Source organism: Candidatus Margulisiibacteriota bacterium (assembly GCA_041661965.1).
Lineage (GTDB): Bacteria > Margulisbacteria > WOR-1 > O2-12-FULL-45-9 > XYB2-FULL-48-7 > XYB2-FULL-45-9.
On sequence record JBAZTH010000002.1, the window covers coordinates 552789 to 573782 of the forward strand.

The following is a 20994-nucleotide window of genomic DNA, read 5'->3' on the forward strand; positions in this document are numbered from 1 at the left end:
AATATATTGGTCTTGGTTTTACTATCAACGGGCGCGTGGGCCAATCCGTTGACCGGAAATGGCTATACGTTGTATGACGTAATTAATTCCGGCGGACAGACCCTGCAGGGAGATGGTTATACTTTAATGGACTCCAAAGGGGATGGTTTGGCCCAGCCAATGAGCGGCAGCGGCTACACTCTTATCCCCGGCCTCTTTGGGTTGTTTGGCGGTGGGACCAAGATTGATACCGCTCCCTGGGGGACGGTCCCTCTTACCATTGCCAGAGACGGACAAAACATCAAGATCAGCTGGGACGCGGCCAAAGCGCCGGGGGCGCAAATCTACGTTTTGCCGGGGACCGGGGCGGTGAGCGGCAAATTCCAAAAGACCGATCCGACTGCCTGGAAAATATTTACTGACCCCGGATTTGACGATCAATTTTCAGCCTTGGGACCTGGTCAACTTCGGCATAATACGCAAGTTGGTGACGCCCAGGACGCCTGGCCTAATTATTCCGAAGCTTACTACATTGGCCTCCAAGCTGGGGTTACTCCAATGACTCCCTGTCAGGACCCCGACCCGCTGTATAACGGTAAGCCATGTTATCAGGTCGCTCCGGCGGTCGGGAAGGTGAATATGAGCGCCAAGAAAGGATTCAATTTGCTTTCTCTGGCCTTTAAATACAATACCGGCGAAGATTCATTGGAAAATGTTTTTGGCCAACAGCTGGTCATGAACGATAACCCCATGGTTGCCGATGAAGTTTATTATAAGAATAGCGCTAATTCCTGGGGGATGACAAACGCTTTCCAGAAGAGTGACGGCAAGTTTTATCTTTCCGCCGCCGTCACTGCGCCGGTCAGTTACACCATAAGTCGGGCCAATGGATATCTGGTCAATTTGAAGACAAAAGATATAGTTATAACCGCGGTCGGCGCCGTCAGCCAGGCCGATCAAGATCTGACCATGTCGACAGGCTTTAACGCGATCGGGATTGTTTACCCGGTAGGTAAAACGCTTGATAGCTTAGGTTTATTTAACGTCGCCAATACGACAGCGACGGTTAATCCCATGACTGCCGATGAGATCTATTACAAGAACGATCCAGCTTCGTGGGGAATGAAGAACGCGTTCCTCAAGACCGATGGGAAGTGGTATTTGTCGGCGAATCCCAGCGTTGCGGCCGACTTTAGTTTCGCGCTGCCGAACGGGTACTATTATTCGATAAAGGGCGTCGGTAAGACGATCAATTGGAAGAGGACCTATCAATAAATGAATGAGCAAGGGGGGAAAACAATGATAACCGGAAAATACAGGCTGGTGATATTTTTAGTCGGGGTCGTATTGGCCGGCAGTGCCTATGCCGATCTGCAAAACGTTGGAGTCACCGTGCCGAATTCGACCATGAAAAATTATGATACAACCGTTATCCCGGCAAGTTCCGGTTTTGTTCAGTTCATCAAAGGGTCGCCAAGCAACCCCCCGACCGCTAAGGCTAATACAACTACTCCGGCCTTTTCTGCGGGCGATACCTACGCAATATTTAAAGACCCGGCGAACCCGGCCCTGCTTGGGAAGGATATCAAGGGTACGGTTGGCGATTTTCCCGGCTATAGCGCGGGGGCCGGCGGCTTTGCTTTTAAGAATCAGTTGGATCATCCGGTCTCGACAAATTATTACTTAAGATATTGGACAGCGGACGGTAATTATTACGGCAACTCACCTGCGCAATCCTTCTGGACTTCAGGAAACCCGGTACCGAATGATCTGTCATTCTCCAGCTTTACTCTTTATCGGGCGGCCGCTCCCTACAAACCGGCGATCAATTCAATAAAACAGATCGAATCAACCCAGAAGGATCTTCATCCAGTAGGGGTTGAAGTAAAAGTTTCTCAGATCAGCTTTTCTTTTAGCGATGGGACAACCGGAGGGTTAGGCAATGTCCAGGTCAAAGGGGACGGTACCAGCAAGCCATATATCTTGCAGATCAATAAAGGTGACCCTAACTTTGGCACAAAGCCGCCTTACGGCATCGAATTAGATGGGACGTCATATACTTTAGACAAAACAAATGATCCGAATAAAGCCTTTTTCAGCGATACGACTGCGACTTATTATGCCAGAGCAGTTGCGGTAAATTACTTCGGAACTACGGCCGGTGACGCGGTTCCTTTTCAAGTCGTGGTTTTGGGCGGCCAAACAACCGGCGCAGCCGGAGAATTAATGATTTTAAATCTTGTTAAGACCGCTGACCTGGGGGTTAACCAGTTTGAGTTTACGCTTGATCCGACCAAGACGATTTTTTATACCCAGCAGGGCGAGACCCTGACCAGCACTGAAATGACCAACAAGACGGTCAAAGGATTGGTCGACGCGATCAATACTTTTTCCGGCGGGGCCGCTGTTAAATCGATCGGCTGGTGGAATAACAACGTGAACAATACCCAGAGGATGGAAGGGTACACGATCGCCGGCGGCGTCTGGACCGGGTCAACGGGGACGGCCGGGAACGGGACGGAAACCTTGAAAAACATCGTTTATCAAGTAAGTGTTTCGCCGAGCGTTGTTAACTTTAAGATGACTAGGGAAACCGGGAAATAATTTAGGAGAGCAGTGAAGAAACTTAGCTTAATACTGATATTGTTGACGATCGCGGCGGCGATACCTGTCTTTGCCGTTGAACCGCCGCCGGTCTTCAATGCCATGTACTGGTTGAGAGGAACCTTGACGATGCATTCCACCACCCCCGCCGCATCGCAGCTGTTGACCAACAGGACCGTCGTATTTTACAAGGTTTTGCCGGGTGCGTATGTTTCCGCCGTGCCTTATAACGTCGTCGGTGACCTGGTCAAAGGTTCCGCTTCGTATATGCTCAACATGTATAACCACGCCGCTTTGCCAATCGATCCGACGGCGACCTATTATGCCGCGGTCGCGAAAGACCCTATTGATAAGTACGGCGCCAACCCCAAAGAGGTCAAAATAACCGGCAACGGCTTTGAAGTTGTTGACTTTACCCTTGAATACGATCAGGGACCGGTCCTCCCCCTCCCCGGCGCGGTCCAATTGTTTATTGCCCGGTCAGGCAACGATATTAAATTGACCTGGAACGATGATGAGTTAACGGCCGACCAAAAACCGCCAAAGATCTTTGGGCTAAATAAAGCAGCCGGTGGCGGAGCCTTCGATAACGCGAAAACAGATTGGGTAGATATAACTTCAAGTTTGGTAAAAAATGTAAATGGCAAAGATTACTTGCACACTCAACAGGTCGGCGGCGGAGCGACCGAATATTATTACAAGGCAATGTGGAAAGACAAGGTCAAAGATGACGTTTATAACGGCGCTTCAATCCTGGAATCAGCCTGGGCGGTCGGCAAGTTCAACGTTGACTTAGCTGCCGGCTGGAACCTAGTTGCGGAACCGACTATTTTCCAGGGTGGGAGCGATGTTTCCCAAGTCATAGGCAATCAATTAACCGCCAATAATCCGACCGGCGACGAAGTTTATACGGCGCAATTAGATAAAGCGATCTATTCCAACAATACTTGGAACAAAGCAATGGCAATTTCTCTTGGCGAAGGGTTCTATGTTAACCTAGTCGGGGCGGCTAAGAAAATGACTTTTGTCGGTGATGTGCCGACGCAAAAAGTGGCTTATACCGTGCCGAAAGGTTACCTGCGGATCGGCAACAGTTCCTGCGTGACCCGCGTCATTGGCAAAGCCGGCTTTACCAACGCCTTTGGCGGCGATGCCAATAATTCCGGCGACGAAATCTATAACAATAATCTTTTGAAGATGACCAGGCAAGGAAACGCCTGGCTGGGAACGACGGTTTTTGATTTTAACGCCGCCGGCGGATTCTGGTATAACCGATCGATGGGAGCCAGCAACGCGTTGCAGTGGGATTTTGATCCCTTGTTGAAGTAAAATAGGAGGTTATTTAAAATGAAAAAGGGGAAACAAAAATTTAGGGCAGGAGTAATATTGCTCGCAATAACGCTGACCGCCGGACTTGCTTTTGCGGCCGATAACGGTGTTACTTTTACGACCTGGACCGACGTTGCTAACCCCGGCTACAGCGTGACCGATAAAGCTGGAACAGCTCTTGCGGTGGGGAGTTTGGTGCAATTGGTTTCCGGCGCGGTCACGGCGCCCGACAAAAATAATCTGGGGTTTTTGGCCACCGGCAACTCATTATTGACGGCCGACAACACCACCGTCGGCAAAGACAATGAAAATCTAGGGATAACGCAGGCCGGCGAATTTGATTACTATTACAAGGTCCCTTCCGGCAGTTATTTTGTCAGGGTTTGGAACACCGCCACGCCGGCGCAAGGGGCGTTTTACAACAGCCAGCCCATTGCGGTTCCCGCGCCGCCCAATCCACCGGCCAAACTGAATGTTCAATTGAGCACGACTTATCAGGCTGATGTGCCGTTCGTTCCGTTGATCACGCAGTTTGACAGCACTGTTACCTTGAAGGTTCAAACCAATTCTACTGCCGGGACGGTCAAGGTCTACTCGGTTCAGCCGGCGCCGAAGCCGGCGGAAGGTGTTCGCGAGATCACCAAGCAAACCTGGGAATACACGGAAAAGAATACCCCTAACACCCAGACCAAACCCGGTGACTTGGCGAGCAAAACGTTGGACTTGCCGGATGGTTCATTAACGCCGGGTAAAATCTACACTTTTCGGGTGATGCACGGAAACAGCTTCGGCGATAAATGGAGCGATCCTTATGATTATGCTTATTCCGGGATCCAGGGTGGCGCGCAAACTTATCCTTTGACCTTTGAAGTGGTGACCAATAGCTCCGGCTTCAATTTCTTTGCCATGCCGATGCCCCCCAATTCTTCAACCGGGAACTGGTCCGCGACCACTGTTGACGGTGTAGGCTTGGGGACGATCGCGACCGCTTATGACCTGATCAAAATAGTGAATAATGTCGCGGGTAACAATACCGGGAAAATGTTCATCTCAACTTTCGGCAAGTGGGATCGGACCGGCCAACTTGACGCCGGCGTGTTGATTCCGGCTAACGATCCGGACGGCGCGGCTAAGGCGGCCCTGCAGGCTCTTAAGTTGGAGGCCGGCGTTGGTTATCAGGTTTATCTGGGTAAAGATCCGGCGACCAATTTGTGGCCGGCGAATAGTAAGACGACGATCATTATTAAGAATTAGGGTTGAAGAGGAGTTAAATTGTTTAAAAAGTTAATACTAGCTGTAATTGGAGTGGCAATAATCGCCGGCGTCGGCTTCGCGGCCGACCCCCAGGCGCCGACCATGCCATTCTACTGGGTTAACGGGGTTGTAAATAATCCCGGTAAGCTTGGCGGGCGCGACTTGTACGTCTATGCCCAGAATTACGGAACTGGTTATCTCCGGGTTCCGGTTGATGCCGTGACCGGGGCCTTCCGGTTCAATGTTTATGAGCTCAAGTATTACCATAATAATGACAACTGGCTGGAAGTCGGCGGCAAGCCGGTCTTCATTATGTCGGTCGTTAGAAAATGGGGCGGTGCCGATCCCCTGAACTACGGGACCTCCGAAATATCGTCGGTCAATTGGGACAAAGGATATATTGACGTTGAATTAGAGCTGGTATTAAATGGCGGGCCGAATGATTTCAGCGGCGGGCAGATTGCTGGGTTTGTCTCTGATGAAGCGACCAAGAAAATGATAGGCGGAGCTAACCTGGCCGAAACTCCGGTTGGCGCGAAGGCCGCGACCGCGAACGACGGCACTTACATGTTCAGCGAAACATTCGACACGAGTTCAGTTCATAATGTGGCCGCTTCGGCGACCGGTTATGATACCGGGACGGTCACTGGTTTGACGGTTAAGCCGACCAAGGTCTCCTGGGCGAACTTTGCTTTGAAGAGCGGGGGCATTGTTGATACCGGACTATATATCAAGCGTGACGGCGATAATGTGAATGATTCCGTGACGATTAGCTGGGATCCTCTTAAACTTGCTAACCCGACAATTTGGATGCTGACTGGTGCTGGAGCTGGTGTCTACACCGATGTTCAAACCAATTGGCAGAAGGTTTATGAAGGCGGCGCGGTAATGGCCGCGTTTGCTAGTGAGTTTACCGCTGGAGCTAATTCTATTGTTCACCTGAAGCAGGTTGGCGCTGGTTATGCTGAAGTTTATTATAAAGCTGTGGCCGCAGGCGGCGTCTTTACGACTTCGCCGGCGGTGGGTAAAGTTAATGTGGCCGTTGCCGGCAGTAAAAAATGGACTTTATTTAACTCTCCGTTCCTGGCTTTGCCGGGCGATCCCAACCTGGTCCTGGGCAAGCAAGGGCAATATACGCCTGGGTCAGAGCCGGCGACTTCCGTTCGAATCTTCAGCTTCGAAAATAGTGGCTGGAACCGGGTTAGTTACTATGATGGAACTACTTGGGCGGCGGTCCCCGGCGCGAACGCGGCGATTAGCGACCCTCAACAGGGATTGTATCTACTGACTAAATCAACTGATACCGACAAAGTCTTCGCTATCGTCGGCAATGTTAAGCCGCTTAACTCGGCGAGCGCGTATTCAATTACGCAAAATTGGAATGTTGTTGGTTTTCCGTATCCAAGACAAATGGATATTAATACGATCGGCCTGACCGTTGGGACCAAGAGTGATAATTGGGAGCAGGCCGACCGGATCTATGGCCGGCTGAACAATGGCTTCAATACTTGTTCATACTTGTCAACGAGCGGCTCCTGGATGCCGCAGCCTGGCGTGACCGGTGTTGATGTGATTAATGCGACGCCGTTATATTATCGTTCCAAAACGGCCGCTCCGCTTAACTGGAATCTAACGCCTTCAGTTCAGGGTTATAATTAAAAGGAGTGAATAAGATGAAAAGAAAAAAAATATTTAGTTGGGTGGTGGCGATCTTAATGCTTGGGCTGTTTTGCGTTCCGGCCGAAGCTCGACTTTTCTCGATCGTGACTAACACCGTTAATCTTGTTCCGGGGACTCCCGCTAATGGTGGAACGGCTCTTTTTTCCGATTCTTCTACTCCTTTTACCGAAACGCGCGCGCTTACAACCGGTAAAATTACTCCGTCCGGTCCTTTTACTGTTGCCAATGACGCTAATGCCGGATCGGCGACCTTGAAGCTGACGGCTAGTGATGCCAGCGCTCCGGGTGGCGCCAAGGACCGAACGATCAGTTTATCGGCTGGTTACACCGCGATGGGGGAACCGGTTGATATTCCGGTTAACACTTGGTTGCAAACCATCATCGACACCCCGCCGCCGCCGACGGGCTTAGCCCAGCAAATTGGTTTTACTTTGGCGATCAAGCCGATTGTTACCGCCACGCTTGAAATTAAAGCGGAAGCCCCCTTTACCGGCAATTATGCGCCGAGTTATTATGGAGCGACCGGTTATCATTATCAGGTCACATTAGCCGGAAACCCCGTGATCCTTACTGAAGGGGATCTTGCCGGCGCCCCAGGGAAAGTCACTTTTCAGCTTAATCCGGAAAAATTAGTCGCCGGTCAAAACTACAGTCTTAAAGCTTATGCCTACAATGCTCAAACAACGGAGAAGGGGGGCACCTTCGCCGCGCGATGGTCGGCGGAAGTTCTCTTTTCAACGGTTACGGCTGTTGGCGGCGGGCCAATCACGATTATTTACAATTTAAACAAGCCGATTGGCAAAACAGGGGTCAATACGATTTCAATTCCGTTTGATTTTGCCAGCGGCGTAACCGATGGCAACGCCTTAGCCATTACGACGGTTAGCAGCCTGATCAAAGGGATAAATACGACCTATGGGGCTGACGCGGTGACCGTGTTTGGCTGGTACGATGAAACGACCCAGACCCATGTTGGTTTGACCGGTATCGTTTATAATGCCGGGAATATTGACGCCGCGACCAAGTTTACCGGGGCCGCCAATTTAGCCGCGATTACCGATGCTTCGCTGGTTAAGGGGCGATCCTATCAGGTTACGGTCAATGTCGATGGGACTAAACAGTATAATTTGACGGGGACGGCAAAATAAGGAATTAGGAATGACAAAGTTGGCTAAGAATATACTGCTCTCTCTGCTGTTGGCGGCTCTCCTGCCGCTGGCGGTCTTCGCCGCCCAGGAGCCGGCGCCGTATCCGGTTGGCTTTTGGGTTAATGGCACACTGCAGAAGGACGTCAATTCGTTGCCGCCGACTTTAGACGGCTTCAAGGTCTATTTCTATAAGTCACCCAGCGCCGGGTTTATTCCGAGCGTTGCCTATGCCGTTGCCAGTTCCGATGCCAGTGGAAACTTTTCGCTTAACGCCCTGGAAGACCTGGGGCTCCTGCCGCTCTCCGCGACAAATTACTATTTTGGCGTTGCCAAGAAAGAGTTCACGGTCGGGGGAGTAAAGCGGAGTTGGGGGATTAACGAGAAAGACTTAACTATAACCGCGACAGATATTAATAACGGTTACTTGAATTTGACCGCTCTCTTTACCTCGCTGGTTGAAGGCCAGGGACTTAACCCAACCGGCGAGACTTCCGGGTTGACGATTATCAGAGCGGGCGATACGCCGGGTTCCAACATAACTGTAACTTGGGACCCGACTAAATTTGGCGGCACTAACCCTAAGATCTATGTTATGACCGGCAATGGAACTGGTCAATACAGCAAAGATTATATGCCGAAGGTCTGGTATGAGGTTTTTGATGGCAATGCTTTAGTTGGCGGGTACCCGCCGCATTTCGGCACTTTTACGGTTGATACGGTGACTTATACGCTAACTCACAACGGGCAGGTCGCGAAAGTCGATTCCAGCAGCAGCGCCGAAGTTTATTACAAAGGCTATGGCGGCAATGTCACTGGCGGCGTGCCCGATGATCTAACAGTCTTTACTAACGCTCCGGCGGTTGGCAAAGCTAACGTTTTACTTTTAGATGAATACAACGCGATCTGTTATCCATTCCGGACGGTTGATTACAGTTTAACGAATATAATCGGCAACCAGATGGCGACCGGTGATCAGATCCATTATTGGGATTACCCGACCCAGGGGTATAAACTATTGACCAAGACCACCGGCTGGCCGACCCATACCTTCCAGACGATTGAAGGGATCTTTGCCTACCTTGTTAAGGGCGGCACTCCCAGAGCGGAGTACCTGACGTTGGTTGGGAACGCCGGTGGTTTCGCGACTGGAACGGCCGTTAACTTTGGTGATCAATATAACTTAACCGGTTATCCTTATCCATTACGAAAGACCGCGCCTGACGCCGGGATCATCCCGACTGAAGGCGATCAGCTTCACCAGTGGGATTCTGCCGGACAGACCTTTGCCCTGACTACCTTTGTCAGCGGCAACTGGAACAATCTGTCGGTTGCGACTTTCAATTTGGCTAACGGTAAGTTCTATTACGTCCCTGTCGGTAACGCGAAAACACCATGGGTGCTAAAATTCTAAGGAGGATGATGGATATGAGTAAAACTAGAAAAAGGTTGGTGATGATGTTCGGCCTTGCGCTGATTCTCTCAAGTCAGGCATTTGGCGCTGGTATTATCATGAAAATACCTTTCAACGGTTTAGACGCCTGGAGCGGCACTCTTAATCCTAATTATAACGGCGCTAATGTTGATGCCGCTAACGTCGAATTCTTTGCCGGCAGCATTCCCGCTCCGAACTCAACGACCGGCCGAATCACGCCGAATTACACGACTTTCGGCACGACGCATCAATACGATAAAATGGACCAGAACGGCGGCGCGGTTTATATTCGAAGCTGGGACGGCGCTCCCAGAACGCAAGGAAGCAAATACGGCAAGTCAGCCGGCATGGCGGCCGCTTCCGGCGCCCAACCGGCTAATCAGTACAATGTAGTGAAGTTTAAGACCGATTATCTGGCCGATAAGCCGGTTAACGCTCCGGTTATTACCGGTGGGTCGGAATCAAATCAACGGGTCGGCTATACGTCCAGTGTGATCCTGAAGCTTTCCATTGCTTTTACATACAGCGAAGGGAGCCCGAAGATAGAAGCGACCGGCTATGATGTTAAGTATTGGGTTGACCCGGAAACCGAACCGTCTGATACCGATGTCAATCGGGTCGCGAGTGTTTCCAGCGGCAGTTTCAGCTTGCCGGATGTGGATCCAAAAACTACGAAGGCCTTTGATGCCGGAACGTATCATTTTAAAGTCAAAGCCAAAAACTGGTATGGCGCCGGTCCCTGGAGCGCGACCAAAGATTGGACGACCTTGGCCGGCGGCATTGGCCTTGGCGGCGGCGGATCCGTTACCTACGCTCTGAAGGCGGGGATCAACGGGATCGGACTCCCGGTTGGCGGGACGGTTAATGTTTCAGTCAACGGCGGAGCGGTGACGGCGGCCGATACCTTGCAGAAACTCGTGACCGCGATCGGCGGCGTGACCGCGATCTCGGTTTGGGACGCGACCGGCCAGAAGTTAGGCGGAGCGACCTTTGACGGTTCGGGCAACGTAACCTTCCAGACCCCGGGCTTTGACCTGAACAGCGCGCCGGTGGCGGGAAGCGCCCTTTACATCTCGGTCGGAGCGGATGCGAGCGTGACGATCAGCAAGTAGAATAAATATGAAGAGAACAGCTTTAATAATCGGAATCTTGGCCTTTGCTTCAACCGCGTTCGCGCAGGTGGCGACGCCGAGCGCCCAGTTGAAGTTCATGACCCCTGGTTACTGGGCGGTCGGCAACTGTACTGACACCAAGACCGGGGCGGGGGCCGATGTTAAAGCCGACGGCCGGACCGTTTATTTCTTCGAGAACGAGACCGAATTGAACGCCGGTAATTATGTGACGACCCTGATCGTCGGCAATAAATACATGGCCAACGCTTTGTCGATCTGGCCGGCGGTCTTAACGGTCGGCAAAACTTATAAGGTCGCGACCGATAAGGGGCCGGACAACTACGGCGCCAATCCGACCGATATCAAGATCTCTGGCTTAGGCTGGGATCAGGCTGACCTAACATTGGTCTTGGGCGGGGGGATCAGCCCGCCGAGCGGCGGGATCGATATGGGAATGAAACTCTGGTTCGGCAACAGGCTTTATCAGCCGGCGTTGGTCGACAAGGGCGATTCATTTGTCGTCCCGGCCAATCCGACGATCAAAGTCGACCTTTCGGTCAATGAGCCTCATACTTTGTCTGATAACGTCAGCGATTACACCATCGTTCTCGATCCTGAATCGTCCAGTCCGAAATCGTACCAAATGGAAGCGTCGCACGTGATAAACAAGACCCTGGCCGCGGCCACGGAATCGATCAGATCGTTAAGCCTTAAATATACCGTTGCCGAGCCATTAAGTGATGGAAAGCATGTCTTTGTTGTTTCCGGTAAGACCGCCGCATCGGGCGGGATGCAAATGGCGATGTCCCGCTACGCGACCGTTGAAGTTATGGGCGGGCCGCTGCGACTGGTTGGCACGCCGCTGACTTATCCCAGTCCGTTCAGCATCCCGAGAAATAAGATCGTTACTATTCAATACGGCTTGTCGGCCGATGCCAATATCGAGATCTACCTGATTGGGGTTGACGGGACCAGGATCAAACACCTGATCATGGCCGCTGGTACAGAAGGGGGCTCTGCCGGGGTAAACAAAGTTACCTGGGATGGTCAGGCCGATCAAGGCTACCTGGCGGGGAACGCGATCTATGTTGGGACGATCATTGCCAAGGATGAAGGCCGGTTGCTTGGCCGGTTCAAGTTGACGATCGTTAACTAAGAAAGCAGCTTAACGCGTTGAGCTTAAAGCTTTAAGCTTATCGCTTGTTTTATGTTATAATAACCCAATGTCACTTGAAAATATCGGCCAAAAAGCCAGAAATGCCTCGCGAAAATTAGCCGTTACTCCGGCCAAAATAAAGAATTACGCCCTCGAGAAAATGGGGGAAGCGCTAGTAAAAAACGCTGAATATATCCTCCAGGCTAATTCTATCGACCTCGAAGCCGGCGAAAAGAAGGACCTTTCCCGTTCACTTCTCGACCGTTTGGCCTTAGATGGAAAACGGATCAAAGGGATGGCCGACGGTTTAAACATTGTCAGAGGGCTCCCAGACCCGGTAGGCGAGGTTATCAGTGAGTGGAAGCGTCCCAATGGCCTTAAGATCCGGAAAGTCCGCGTACCGCTTGGCGTGATTGGCATTATCTATGAAGCCAGGCCCAACGTGACCGTTGATTCCGCCGCCCTCTGCCTGAAAGCGGGGAACGCGGTGATCCTGCGCGGCGGTTCCGACGCGATCAAATCCAATATCGAACTGACCCGGTTGATTGCCTCTGCCGCTTATTCAGCCGGCATCCCGGAAGGGGCGATTCAGCTGATCGAAGATACCAGCCGGGAGTCGGCGGAAGAGCTGATGCGGGCTCGCGAATATGTTGATGTCCTGATCCCGCGCGGCGGTAAAAACCTGATCCGAACGGTCGTGCAAAAATCGACCGTTCCGGTCATTGAGACCGGCGAAGGGAACTGCCACGCTTACGTTGAAAAAACCGCCGATCTGAAGATGGCGCTGGAGATCGTTTTCAACGCCAAAGTTTCCCGGCCCTCGGTCTGCAACGCGATCGAGACACTGTTGGTCGACGAGGCGATCGCCGAACAGTTTTTGCCGTTGGTCAAAAGCCGCTTGGACGCGGCTCACGTTGAACTGCGCGGCTGCGCCAAAGCGCGCCGGATACTGCCGGAGATCAAACCGGCGACCGAAGAAGACTGGGGGACCGAATACCTGGCTTTGATTTTAGCCATCAAGGTGGTTTCCGGGGTCGACGAGGCGATCGCTCATATCAACAAATACGGGACCAGACATTCCGAAACGATAGTCGCCAAAGACCAGGAAGCGATGAAAAAGTTCGGAGCCGAAGTTGACGCGGCGGCGGTTTATACCAACGCCTCGACCCGGTTTACCGACGGCTTTGAGTTCGGTTTCGGCGCCGAGATCGGGATCTCCACCCAGAAGCTCCACGCCCGCGGGCCGATGGGATTGCAGGAGCTGACCTCTTACAAGTACGTGATCGAGGGACATGGACAGGTGAGAATATAATAACCCTCACCCCGGCGCTTCGCGCCACCCCTCTCCCAGAGGGAGAGGGGAAGTCAAAAAGAGGAAAAGCTTGCCCTCGCCCTTTGGGAGAGGGCCGGGAAAGAATAGGTTATCGCAAGTGATAAAGCGGGTGAGGGCAAAAGTGACAAGGATCGGCATTATGGGCGGGACCTTCAACCCGATCCATCGCGGGCATTTGGCCTTGGCGGCGGCCGCCCAAAAAGAGTTCGCGCTCGATCGGATTATCTTTATCCCTTCCGGCAATCCGCCCCATAAGAAGCCGGGAGAGGTCCTGGATAAAGAGATCCGTTATAAAATGGTCCGGGCGGCGATCAAAGGGGTGCCTAACTATTACGCGTCCCGGATTGAGCTCGACCGGCCGGGTTATTCTTACGCGGTCGATACGTTTTTGGCCTTAAAGAAAAAGTTCGGGCCCCAGGCCAAGCTTTTTTATATTATGGGCCTGGATTCGATCAATGAAGTCCTCTCCTGGCGGAAGCCATTGGAGCTTTTTAAGCTGTGCGAATTCATTGTCGGGACGAGGCCGGGGAGCCGGATCCGGACTTTCCGCCGGCTGGTCAAGTTCCCGCCCCTCCAGAAAGAGGTCGACAAGATCAAGCTGTTGGAGCTGAAAGAAGCGATCTCGGCCTCGGAGATCCGCCGCCGGGTCCGGGCCGGTAAATCGATCTCAAGTTTAGTGCCGAAAGTGGTTGAAAATATGATTAATAAAGAAGGGTTATATGACAATTCCAAACGCCAATAAGCTTGTTCTCCCTAATGGGGTCCGGGTCCTGACCGAAGAGATTCCTTCGATGCGTTCGGTCGCCATGGGGATCATGGTCGGGGCCGGCTCCGGCAATGAATTGGACAAGGAAGCCGGGATCTCCCATTTTATCGAGCACATGATGTTCAAAGGGACTCCGAAACGGAGCGCTTTTCAGATCGCCCACGCCCTCGATTCGGTCGGCGGGAAGATGAACGCCTACACCAGCAAGGAAGTGACGATGTATTACGCCGTGGTGCTTGATAAACATATTGAAACCGCGGTTGATGTCCTGGGTGATATGTTTTTAAACTCATTGTACGATACCAAAGAGATGGAAACGGAGAAGGGGGTCGTCCTGGAAGAGATCAAAATGTACGAAGACACCCCGGATGAGCTGATCCACGATCTTTTTGCCGAAAAAATCCTGCATGGGCATCCCTTAGGCAAGCCGACGATCGGCTTCAACGAGACGGTCGGGGCGATCACCCGGGACGATATCCTCAATTACCAGAAACGGCTGTATAGTCCGAACAACGTGATCGTTTCACTGGCCGGCGCGATTCCCAAAAACACCACTGATCTGCTTAAACCGTACTTTGAAAAGCTGAAGGGGACAGACGTGGTCCACCAAATGCCCCGCCCGGAAATTAAAGGGGTGATCAGCCTTAAACAAAAGAAGACCGAACAAGCCCATCTTTGCCTGGGAGTTAAAGGCCCGTCCCATCGCGATAAAGATAGGTATGCCTATTCAGTGATGGACAACGTTTTGGGCGGGACGATGAGCTCCCGCCTCTTCCAGGAGGTCAGGGAAAAGCGGGGTTTGGCCTACGCGATCTATTCGACCGGTTCCCCCTTCCGGGATTTCGGCCTTTCTTACGTTTACGCCGGGACCGGCAAAGAGACCCTGGGTTACGTGATCGAGCTGATCCTCGAACAATTTATCAATTTGAAGAAAGAAGGGATTACCAAAGAAGAGTTGTCCCGCGCTAAAGAGTACATGAAAGGCTCAATGGTCCTCGGTTTGGAGTCTTCTTCAGCCAGGATGAGCTGGATCGCTCGCTCCGAGCTTTATCATGACCGGATCCAAACGGTTGACGAAGTCTTTGCCGCCATCGACAAGGTTACCCATGACGATATCATCCGGCTGGCCAACCTCTATTTCCGTGATGAGTATCTCTCGCTCGCCGTCATCGGCGATCTGGAAGAGCTCCCTTACAAGGAACTGCACTGCTAATTATCGCCAGCAGTTATTTTCTCGGATAATTGGTTGCAATTGCTTCAGCCTCACCGAGTCGAACCTGCGGACCGATAACAGATTTCACTATCTCTGCTGGTTTACCGAAGAACTGATCTCGAGGATAATTAGAACTGATAGCCTCAACATCACCGAGCCGGACTTGAGGGCCAAGGATTGATTGTCTTAAGGCCTCTCCCCTCATATAGTTAGTCGCGATTTCCCCAAGATTTCCAAGACGAGCTTGTGGGCCAATCACAGAGCGGTGCAGTAATGGTTGCTGAAGTTGTTGCCTGTGCAGTAGATACGTTGATATTTCCGTCCGCATTCTGTTGGCCATTAATCTAAATAGTCCCATTTTACTTGCCTCCTCCTAAATGTTTAGTTTTCTTGGACTGTGAAACTCTTGGTTTTCTCTTGCCACCTCCTGACTGGAGATATTTTAATGGGCCTTGTTAGATTATTATCGTCACTTTTTGGCAAATATTTCAGAATTAGTTGTGTTATAATCTTCCCATGCTTAAAGGACAAATCAAGCGGTTGCCGCATAGCGACGGACTGCCGCTGCCGAAATATATGAGCGACCATGCCGCCGGGATGGATCTATATGCCGCGGTTACGGTGGACTTGACGATTGCGCCGGGGGAATGGAAGCTGGTCCCGACTGGCTTGGCAATGGCTCTCCCTGAAGGGTACGAAGCGCAGGTCCGCCCCCGGTCCGGTTTAGCTCTTAAACAAGGGGTTTCCGTACTGAATACGCCGGGGACCGTTGATGCCGACTACCGGGGCGAGGTGGGAGTGATCCTGATGAACCACAGTAGGCAAGATTTAATCATTAAGCGGGGCGATCGGATCGCCCAGATGATAATCAATAAGTTCGAGCGGATCGTTTTTGAAGAAGTCGAGGAACTGTCGGCCACCGAACGCGGGGCCGGCGGGTTCGGACATACGGGGCTGCGTCCTGAGTCCCACGAAGGAGTAAGCCATGGAAAAAATTAAAGTTATCGTTAATGGCGCGAAAGGAAAGATGGGCCAGGAGACGGTGAAAGCGGTCCAGAACGAGGCGGACTTCGATTTGGTCGCCCAGACCGATGTTGGTGACGATCTGGCTAAAGTGATTAAGCAAAGCGGGGCGGAAGTGGTGGTTGATTTCACCCATCCGGCCGCGGTCATGGAAAATATTCGTCAGATCTTAAAGAGCGGGGCGCACGCCGTCATTGGTACGACCGGTTTAACCGACGAGAACCAGAAGGAAGTAAAAGGATTGTGCGACGTTCATAAAGTCAATTGTCTGATCGCTCCAAATTTTGCTATCGGGGCAGTCCTGATGATGATGTTCGCCAAGGAAGCGATCAAATACATGCCGAAAGCCGAGATCATTGAATTTCACCATGAACAGAAGGTCGACAAGCCGTCCGGTACGGCGATCAAGACCGGTCACATTATGGGTAAAGATGTTCCGATCCACTCGGTCCGTCTGCCGGGGTTGGTCGCGCATCAGGAAGTGATCTTCGGCGGGCTGGGGCAGACCCTGACCATCCGCCACGACTCGATCTCCCGGGATTCTTTCATGCCTGGCGTGGTCATGGCGGTCCGGAAGATCAAAGGGCTCAAGGGCTTGGTCTACGGCCTGGAAAACCTGTTGTGAGAGAATGAAAAATGACCTAATGAAAAATGAATGAAGAAGAAATATTTGAATTATATTCCTGATCGAGACCTTCATTTTTCATTAAGTCATTTTACATTTTTAATTTATCTATGAATTATTATAAAGTAGTCGCGGAAAACCGGAAAGCCCGTTTTGATTATATAATTCTTGAAGTGTATAAAGCCGGTTTAGTTTTGACCGGAAATGAGGTAAAATCCGTCCGGTTGGGGCGAGTTGACCTCCAGGACAGTTTCGGCCGGGTTGAAAACGGGGCGATTTTGTTATATGGTATCCACATCAACCCGTACGGCCAGGGGCAGATCAACAAGATCGATCCCCGGCGGCCGCGCCTGGTCTTGCTGAATAAGCGGGAACTGGTGAAATTGACCGGAAAAGTGGCCGAAAAAGGATTGACCCTGGTCCCGCTCAAGATCTATTTCGACGGCAACTGGGCGAAAGTCGATTTGGGGCTGGCCAAGGCGAAAAAGAAGTACGAAAAGCGTGAATCACTTAGACGTCGAACAACTGAAAGAGAAATTGAAAAAGCTTTTAGAGGAAAAAATCGTGATTAACAAGGCACAGGCCCGTTCTTACACCGTTTCCGACCTTTACAAAGAAGCGGCCAAAATGGTGCAGGATGAATTCAAAGGGATAAAAAGCCGGCCGCTGACCCCGGCCGAACAAGCGAAGTCGGATGAGCTGGCAAAAATGATCTCCAAAATGGCCTTGAAGGAGATGAACCTGATATGATCGAAATCCCGGGACAAAAACCTTTTGCTCCGCCGATCGCCCCGAAGGAAGTTAAAGGGGTAGAGAAAGAATCAAACGAGGGGCTGGTCCAGAAGTCAGGGACCCAGGCAAAGACGCCGATCCCGCAAAGCATTGGACGGGGACCGGAACTTGACGCCCAGGCGATTGCCACCCGCTTAGCCGTTTTGGCGACGGAAGCCAAAGAAAAAGAACTGAAGTTCGAGGATATCATCGACCGGGCGATCGCCGAAACCGGCATGACCAACGCCCAGGGAGCGATGGAAGAGATCAACCGCCGCGTCCAGCAGGAGATCGAGGACGAGATTGCCAAGATCAAAGAGAACAAGGACCTGATGGAAGAAGCGGATAGCTGGCAGGAATTTGCCGAAACTCTCGCCCGGATGAACCAACAACAAGTTGAATCGTTCCTGGGACTGCTCCAGGAAACGATCAGGACAAGAAGCTTTTAATAAATGTCAAATGATTGTTAAATTCTGATTTTTCCTTCCTTCATTTGTCATTTGTTCATTGGCAATTGGCCATTACCCGCCGTAGGCGGGTCGTGGGGCTGTAAGGGTTTTGACGGGGAGTTGTGGTTGCGCGAGTTGCGAGCCGAGGAAGTCATCTCACCTCGTTAAACAAGGTGACAAATTTTAAACGCAGTTGGTAAAACACCTGCAGAGGCGTTTGGTACTCTCGAGAACTTGATGGCTAACATCAAGGGCTTCGTTGAGTTTCCAGCCCTCGTTCCCGCTTAATAAAATAAGCGGGCCGTCTTCCGGATTCGCCGATAGGTTCGGGTCAAGACGTTATTTTGTCGGCTACCCGCCGGTCCCGCCGGTTGGCCAAGCGGGGAAAATTTTAAGCGGCTAGCTTAAGAAATCCCTCGTTTCAGGTTAAATCTTAAGCGAAAATTTAATTGAAGCTACGCTCGTAGCGGCTCTCGCAATTGCCTTTCCGGACAGGGGTTCGACTCCCCTCAGCTCCACCATTTTCCGGCTAAAAAGGAAACCAGCGGCAATATCGCCGCGGTTTCCAAGTTTTATTTAACCGCGCAATTAATTGCGCGGTTAAATTGGAAGCCGAGTGATATTGCGTTGAGCATAGGAGCGGATTTTGTTATGAATAAAGAAATAATTATTTCAGGGACCATCGGCTTAATTTTAGGTGTTCTGATCGCGCCAATATTTACCCCTATGATGCCGTGGGGCGGGCGGATGATGACGCACGGAAGCACGATGGGCGATAAGGAATTTATCGAACAAATGATCCCGCATCATCAAGCGGCGGTTATGATGGCGCGGAAGCTTTTGCGCTCAACCGACAAGCCGGAGATGAAACAGCTTGCCGAAAATATTATCGCCGCGCAAACAAAAGAAATAAATCAGATGCGCAAATGGTCCCGCGCCTGGTACGGGAACTAATCCAGGGATTGCCCTTGACCCTTGTCCTCTTCCACTTTATAATACCCTACATGCGGCTTTCATCTTTTCAAAAGGGTCTGCTTGTCGCCTTCGCCGGTATTTTCGTGCTGTTGTCGCTCCTTTACATTAATGGGATCTTTCTCGGCGACGCCTTTTCCAAAGAAGAAGCCCAGCACGCCGTTTACGGCCTCTGGCTTTATAAAGATATTCAAGCCCTTGATCTTGGCGCTTTTTGGCATGATACCCAGCGGCAAATGTTCTGGCCGTTCCTTCATTCCTGGCTTCTTTCTTTGTCCTTCTTTTTCTTCGGGGTTAGTTTCGCTTCCGCCCGGTTCTTGAGCTATGTGATCTTTTTGCTGACCCTTTTACTGATGTATCAATCGTCGGTCAAGTTGAGCGGCAAGTCCGGCTGGAAGATCGGTTTGCTGTCGATTTATCTGGCCCTTTTCTCGCCGATGATGATCAGCTACGCGACGAAAAATACCCTGGAAGGCTTGGGGGCGTTGATCTTTCTGGCCGGCTATTATTTATACGATTTCAGCGAATGCCGGAGGCTGATCTTTGATTACGTTCTCTTGGGTTTGTTGGTCGGTTTGTCGATCTACACCAATTATCTCTACGCCTATTTTATGATCCCGGCCTTTCTGGTCGTTTCCCTGGCCAAACTGGGGCCGATCTGCGTGGAAATTGTCGAACTCGACAAAAAAGGGGAGAAGTCGGCCTACCACTTTTTCTGGTGGGCCTATCGCAAGCTCATCTTCTTGACGGTTTTGTTTGTTTTTGTCGGCGCCTGGTTCTTTACGTCGGCTTTTTCCCGAAAATTCCTCCTGTTCCTCCAGGCGATCTTCCGCTATTCCGGCGGCGAGGTGGTTGACGGGGTCCTGCCGGCTTTGATGTATTATCCGCGGACGATCATTGAGAACTTTTCTTTTTCTCCCTGGCTGGGCCTTTTGATCGTGATCTCTCTTTTCCTTCCCTTTACCGCCTTCCATTACTGGAAGACCAATAAGCTCTACACCTTTATCTGGACGGTCCTGATCCTGGCGACCCTGACCGTCCCGACCAAAGCGCCTCAATTCATCTACATCATCGCGCCGTTCCTGTTCATAGTGGCCGCTTCCGCCGTTTATTACTTCATCGAAAAATTCGACTTAAAAGGGCGGCGGATCCTGTTGGTCCTGTCCATTCCGGCCCTGATCTCTCTTCCGGCCCTGTTTGGGCTGTATTTTCCCGCCCGCCCGGCCGAAAACATGATCGGGGTGCTGAACTATTATCGCCAGGGGGTTTTGCCGCGGCATTCGGTGGCGATCTCGGTCAACCTCCAGCATTTAAATTCCGAAGTCATGAATTTCTATTTCTGGGACTGGAACGCCCCGGTCCTGGCCGATCCGGCGATCCAGGATGAACAGCTTTTCCGCTCCGCCCGCCACTTTTTTGCCGTTGAACTGGACGAAAACAGCCCGGTCCAGCTGGATGTTCTGGACGATTCCATTTTCCGCTGGAACTCGTTCCTGAACGATAAGCTCCAGGCCGGGGAGATCAGCGAGCTTTCCATGCGCCGCTTTAACTCCCTGGGCCTGACCGCTAAGATCTACGAAAAGAAACAGAATCAACCGCCGACTTTAGAAAGATAAGCTCCTAAATATCGCCATCTTAATATCGACGAAAAATCGCCACTTTACAAGAAAAATTGGTTGCATTATAAGTCGATTAAATAGATAATAATCAAAATGATTGTTTGAAAATGTGGAGGGTAAAATGTCGCGAAAAATAACAATTAGTTCGGTTTTATTATTAGTTTTAAGTGTCGTATCTTTTGCATCTGAAGAATACCCAAAACTCGCGATCAGCGGATACAAATCATATTTTACGGCTTCTTTTAATGTTGCTCCTGATAGGGCTTATTTTTCAGCTCTTGATAACAGCGATTTTATCCCAATGGTTTCAAACGGTGGGCCATGGCAGGAACAACTTAGCCTGCGGGTCAATAGCAGATTGAATGATGATTGGCGAGTTAATTACGGTCTGATGCAACTTCCGGTGACCTTACCCCATTAGCTGTACCATTATGAATTAGAGTAAATCTGGCTGCAAGAGCCAGTTTCCGCCTCCTTTCGGATAAATTCATCCGGTGTTAGATTCCCCAGCGAACTATGCGGCCTGACC

21 protein-coding genes and 1 other RNA gene are annotated in these 20994 nt (G+C 51.2%); 21 read left to right on the forward strand and 1 reads right to left on the reverse strand.

Features of this window, described 5'->3' with window-relative positions:
- Nucleotides 1-69: 69 nt before the first annotated feature.
- From WC772_05635 to WC772_05690, 12 genes are all read left to right on the forward strand, one after another.
- The gene (locus WC772_05635) at nucleotides 70-1254 is read left to right on the forward strand and encodes a hypothetical protein (GenBank protein MFA6170235.1); all 1185 of its coding nucleotides are present in this window, start codon (nucleotides 70-72) and stop codon (nucleotides 1252-1254) included.
- A 24-nt stretch (nucleotides 1255-1278) separates the two neighbouring features.
- The gene (locus tag WC772_05640; GenBank protein ID MFA6170236.1) at nucleotides 1279-2583 is read left to right on the forward strand and encodes a hypothetical protein; all 1305 of its coding nucleotides are present in this window, start codon (nucleotides 1279-1281) and stop codon (nucleotides 2581-2583) included.
- A gap of 12 nt (nucleotides 2584-2595) precedes the next feature.
- A complete protein-coding gene (locus tag WC772_05645; protein ID MFA6170237.1) occupies nucleotides 2596-3912 on the forward strand; it encodes a hypothetical protein in 1317 nt (438 codons plus the stop codon).
- 18 nt (nucleotides 3913-3930) lie between these two features.
- The gene (locus WC772_05650) at nucleotides 3931-5166 is read left to right on the forward strand and encodes a hypothetical protein (GenBank protein ID MFA6170238.1); all 1236 of its coding nucleotides are present in this window, start codon (nucleotides 3931-3933) and stop codon (nucleotides 5164-5166) included.
- Nucleotides 5167-5184: 18 nt separating this feature from the next.
- Nucleotides 5185-6825, forward strand: a complete 1641-nt coding sequence (locus tag WC772_05655) for a carboxypeptidase-like regulatory domain-containing protein (GenBank protein MFA6170239.1) — start codon at nucleotides 5185-5187, stop codon at nucleotides 6823-6825.
- Nucleotides 6826-6839: 14 nt separating this feature from the next.
- Complete coding sequence (locus tag WC772_05660) at nucleotides 6840-7994, forward strand: hypothetical protein (protein ID MFA6170240.1); 1155 nt, start codon at nucleotides 6840-6842, stop codon at nucleotides 7992-7994.
- Nucleotides 7995-8004: 10 nt separating this feature from the next.
- Nucleotides 8005-9405, forward strand: a complete 1401-nt coding sequence (locus WC772_05665; GenBank protein ID MFA6170241.1) for a hypothetical protein — start codon at nucleotides 8005-8007, stop codon at nucleotides 9403-9405.
- Nucleotides 9406-9419: 14 nt separating this feature from the next.
- Nucleotides 9420-10538 carry a fibronectin type III domain-containing protein gene (locus tag WC772_05670; protein MFA6170242.1) on the forward strand — a complete coding sequence of 373 codons (1119 nt, stop codon included), beginning with the start codon at nucleotides 9420-9422 and terminating at the stop codon, nucleotides 10536-10538.
- A 7-nt stretch (nucleotides 10539-10545) separates the two neighbouring features.
- A complete protein-coding gene (locus tag WC772_05675; GenBank protein MFA6170243.1) occupies nucleotides 10546-11694 on the forward strand; it encodes a hypothetical protein in 1149 nt (382 codons plus the stop codon).
- Nucleotides 11695-11761: 67 nt separating this feature from the next.
- Nucleotides 11762-13006, forward strand: a complete 1245-nt coding sequence (locus WC772_05680; GenBank protein MFA6170244.1) for a glutamate-5-semialdehyde dehydrogenase — start codon at nucleotides 11762-11764, stop codon at nucleotides 13004-13006.
- Nucleotides 13007-13148: 142 nt separating this feature from the next.
- The gene (gene nadD, locus WC772_05685) at nucleotides 13149-13769 is read left to right on the forward strand and encodes a nicotinate-nucleotide adenylyltransferase (protein MFA6170245.1); all 621 of its coding nucleotides are present in this window, start codon (nucleotides 13149-13151) and stop codon (nucleotides 13767-13769) included.
- Nucleotides 13747-15006: a pitrilysin family protein gene (locus tag WC772_05690; protein MFA6170246.1), complete on the forward strand. Its 1260-nt coding sequence runs from the start codon at nucleotides 13747-13749 to the stop codon at nucleotides 15004-15006. The genes nadD and WC772_05690 overlap by 23 nt, the downstream gene beginning before the upstream one ends.
- A gap of 13 nt (nucleotides 15007-15019) precedes the next feature.
- On the opposite strand, the gene WC772_05695 is transcribed toward WC772_05690, so the two are convergent.
- Entirely contained in the window at nucleotides 15020-15364 is a 345-nt protein-coding gene (locus WC772_05695; protein MFA6170247.1) for a hypothetical protein, read from the reverse strand.
- Between the two features lie 158 nt (nucleotides 15365-15522).
- Here WC772_05695 and dut point away from each other — a divergent pair, with 158 nt between their 5' ends.
- From dut to WC772_05740, 9 genes are all read left to right on the forward strand, one after another.
- Nucleotides 15523-16005 carry a dUTP diphosphatase gene (dut, locus tag WC772_05700; protein ID MFA6170248.1) on the forward strand — a complete coding sequence of 161 codons (483 nt, stop codon included), beginning with the start codon at nucleotides 15523-15525 and terminating at the stop codon, nucleotides 16003-16005.
- Complete coding sequence (dapB, locus tag WC772_05705) at nucleotides 15992-16654, forward strand: 4-hydroxy-tetrahydrodipicolinate reductase (GenBank protein MFA6170249.1); 663 nt, start codon at nucleotides 15992-15994, stop codon at nucleotides 16652-16654. The genes dut and dapB overlap by 14 nt, the downstream gene beginning before the upstream one ends.
- Nucleotides 16655-16764: 110 nt before the next feature.
- Complete coding sequence (gene smpB / locus WC772_05710; GenBank protein MFA6170250.1) at nucleotides 16765-17226, forward strand: SsrA-binding protein SmpB; 462 nt, start codon at nucleotides 16765-16767, stop codon at nucleotides 17224-17226.
- Nucleotides 17219-17404 carry a hypothetical protein gene (locus WC772_05715; protein ID MFA6170251.1) on the forward strand — a complete coding sequence of 62 codons (186 nt, stop codon included), beginning with the start codon at nucleotides 17219-17221 and terminating at the stop codon, nucleotides 17402-17404. Before smpB ends, WC772_05715 begins: the two co-directional genes overlap by 8 nt.
- A complete protein-coding gene (locus WC772_05720; protein ID MFA6170252.1) occupies nucleotides 17401-17874 on the forward strand; it encodes a hypothetical protein in 474 nt (157 codons plus the stop codon). The genes WC772_05715 and WC772_05720 overlap by 4 nt, the downstream gene beginning before the upstream one ends.
- A gap of 94 nt (nucleotides 17875-17968) precedes the next feature.
- Nucleotides 17969-18395: a transfer-messenger RNA gene (gene ssrA / locus WC772_05725) on the forward strand.
- 130 nt (nucleotides 18396-18525) lie between these two features.
- Nucleotides 18526-18828 carry a DUF305 domain-containing protein gene (locus WC772_05730; protein ID MFA6170253.1) on the forward strand — a complete coding sequence of 101 codons (303 nt, stop codon included), beginning with the start codon at nucleotides 18526-18528 and terminating at the stop codon, nucleotides 18826-18828.
- Nucleotides 18829-18878: 50 nt separating this feature from the next.
- The gene (locus tag WC772_05735; protein ID MFA6170254.1) at nucleotides 18879-20462 is read left to right on the forward strand and encodes a glycosyltransferase family 39 protein; all 1584 of its coding nucleotides are present in this window, start codon (nucleotides 18879-18881) and stop codon (nucleotides 20460-20462) included.
- A 124-nt stretch (nucleotides 20463-20586) separates the two neighbouring features.
- Nucleotides 20587-20886, forward strand: coding sequence for a hypothetical protein (locus tag WC772_05740; GenBank protein MFA6170255.1), 300 nt, complete (start codon nucleotides 20587-20589; stop codon nucleotides 20884-20886).
- The last annotated feature ends 108 nt before the right edge of the window (nucleotides 20887-20994 follow it).

Excerpts from the sequence above, each read along its gene's own strand:
- WC772_05695 (MFA6170247.1), bottom strand. The coding sequence starts at position 15,364 with ATGGGACTATTTAGATTAATGGCCAACAGAATGCGGACGGAAATATCA.
- dapB (MFA6170249.1), top strand. The coding sequence starts at position 15,992 with ATGGAAAAAATTAAAGTTATCGTTAATGGCGCGAAAGGAAAGATGGGC.
- WC772_05720 (MFA6170252.1), top strand. The coding sequence starts at position 17,401 with ATGATCGAAATCCCGGGACAAAAACCTTTTGCTCCGCCGATCGCCCCG.
- WC772_05740 (MFA6170255.1), top strand. The coding sequence starts at position 20,587 with ATGTCGCGAAAAATAACAATTAGTTCGGTTTTATTATTAGTTTTAAGT.
- WC772_05650 (MFA6170238.1), top strand. The coding sequence starts at position 3,931 with ATGAAAAAGGGGAAACAAAAATTTAGGGCAGGAGTAATATTGCTCGCA.
- WC772_05690 (MFA6170246.1), top strand. The coding sequence starts at position 13,747 with ATGACAATTCCAAACGCCAATAAGCTTGTTCTCCCTAATGGGGTCCGG.
- WC772_05730 (MFA6170253.1), top strand. The coding sequence starts at position 18,526 with ATGAATAAAGAAATAATTATTTCAGGGACCATCGGCTTAATTTTAGGT.
- WC772_05660 (MFA6170240.1), top strand. The coding sequence starts at position 6,840 with ATGAAAAGAAAAAAAATATTTAGTTGGGTGGTGGCGATCTTAATGCTT.
- WC772_05640 (MFA6170236.1), top strand. The coding sequence starts at position 1,279 with ATGATAACCGGAAAATACAGGCTGGTGATATTTTTAGTCGGGGTCGTA.
- WC772_05675 (MFA6170243.1), top strand. The coding sequence starts at position 10,546 with ATGAAGAGAACAGCTTTAATAATCGGAATCTTGGCCTTTGCTTCAACC.
- smpB (MFA6170250.1), top strand. The coding sequence starts at position 16,765 with ATGAATTATTATAAAGTAGTCGCGGAAAACCGGAAAGCCCGTTTTGAT.
- WC772_05665 (MFA6170241.1), top strand. The coding sequence starts at position 8,005 with ATGACAAAGTTGGCTAAGAATATACTGCTCTCTCTGCTGTTGGCGGCT.
- WC772_05680 (MFA6170244.1), top strand. The coding sequence starts at position 11,762 with ATGTCACTTGAAAATATCGGCCAAAAAGCCAGAAATGCCTCGCGAAAA.
- dut (MFA6170248.1), top strand. The coding sequence starts at position 15,523 with ATGCTTAAAGGACAAATCAAGCGGTTGCCGCATAGCGACGGACTGCCG.
- WC772_05670 (MFA6170242.1), top strand. The coding sequence starts at position 9,420 with ATGAGTAAAACTAGAAAAAGGTTGGTGATGATGTTCGGCCTTGCGCTG.
- WC772_05735 (MFA6170254.1), top strand. The coding sequence starts at position 18,879 with ATGCGGCTTTCATCTTTTCAAAAGGGTCTGCTTGTCGCCTTCGCCGGT.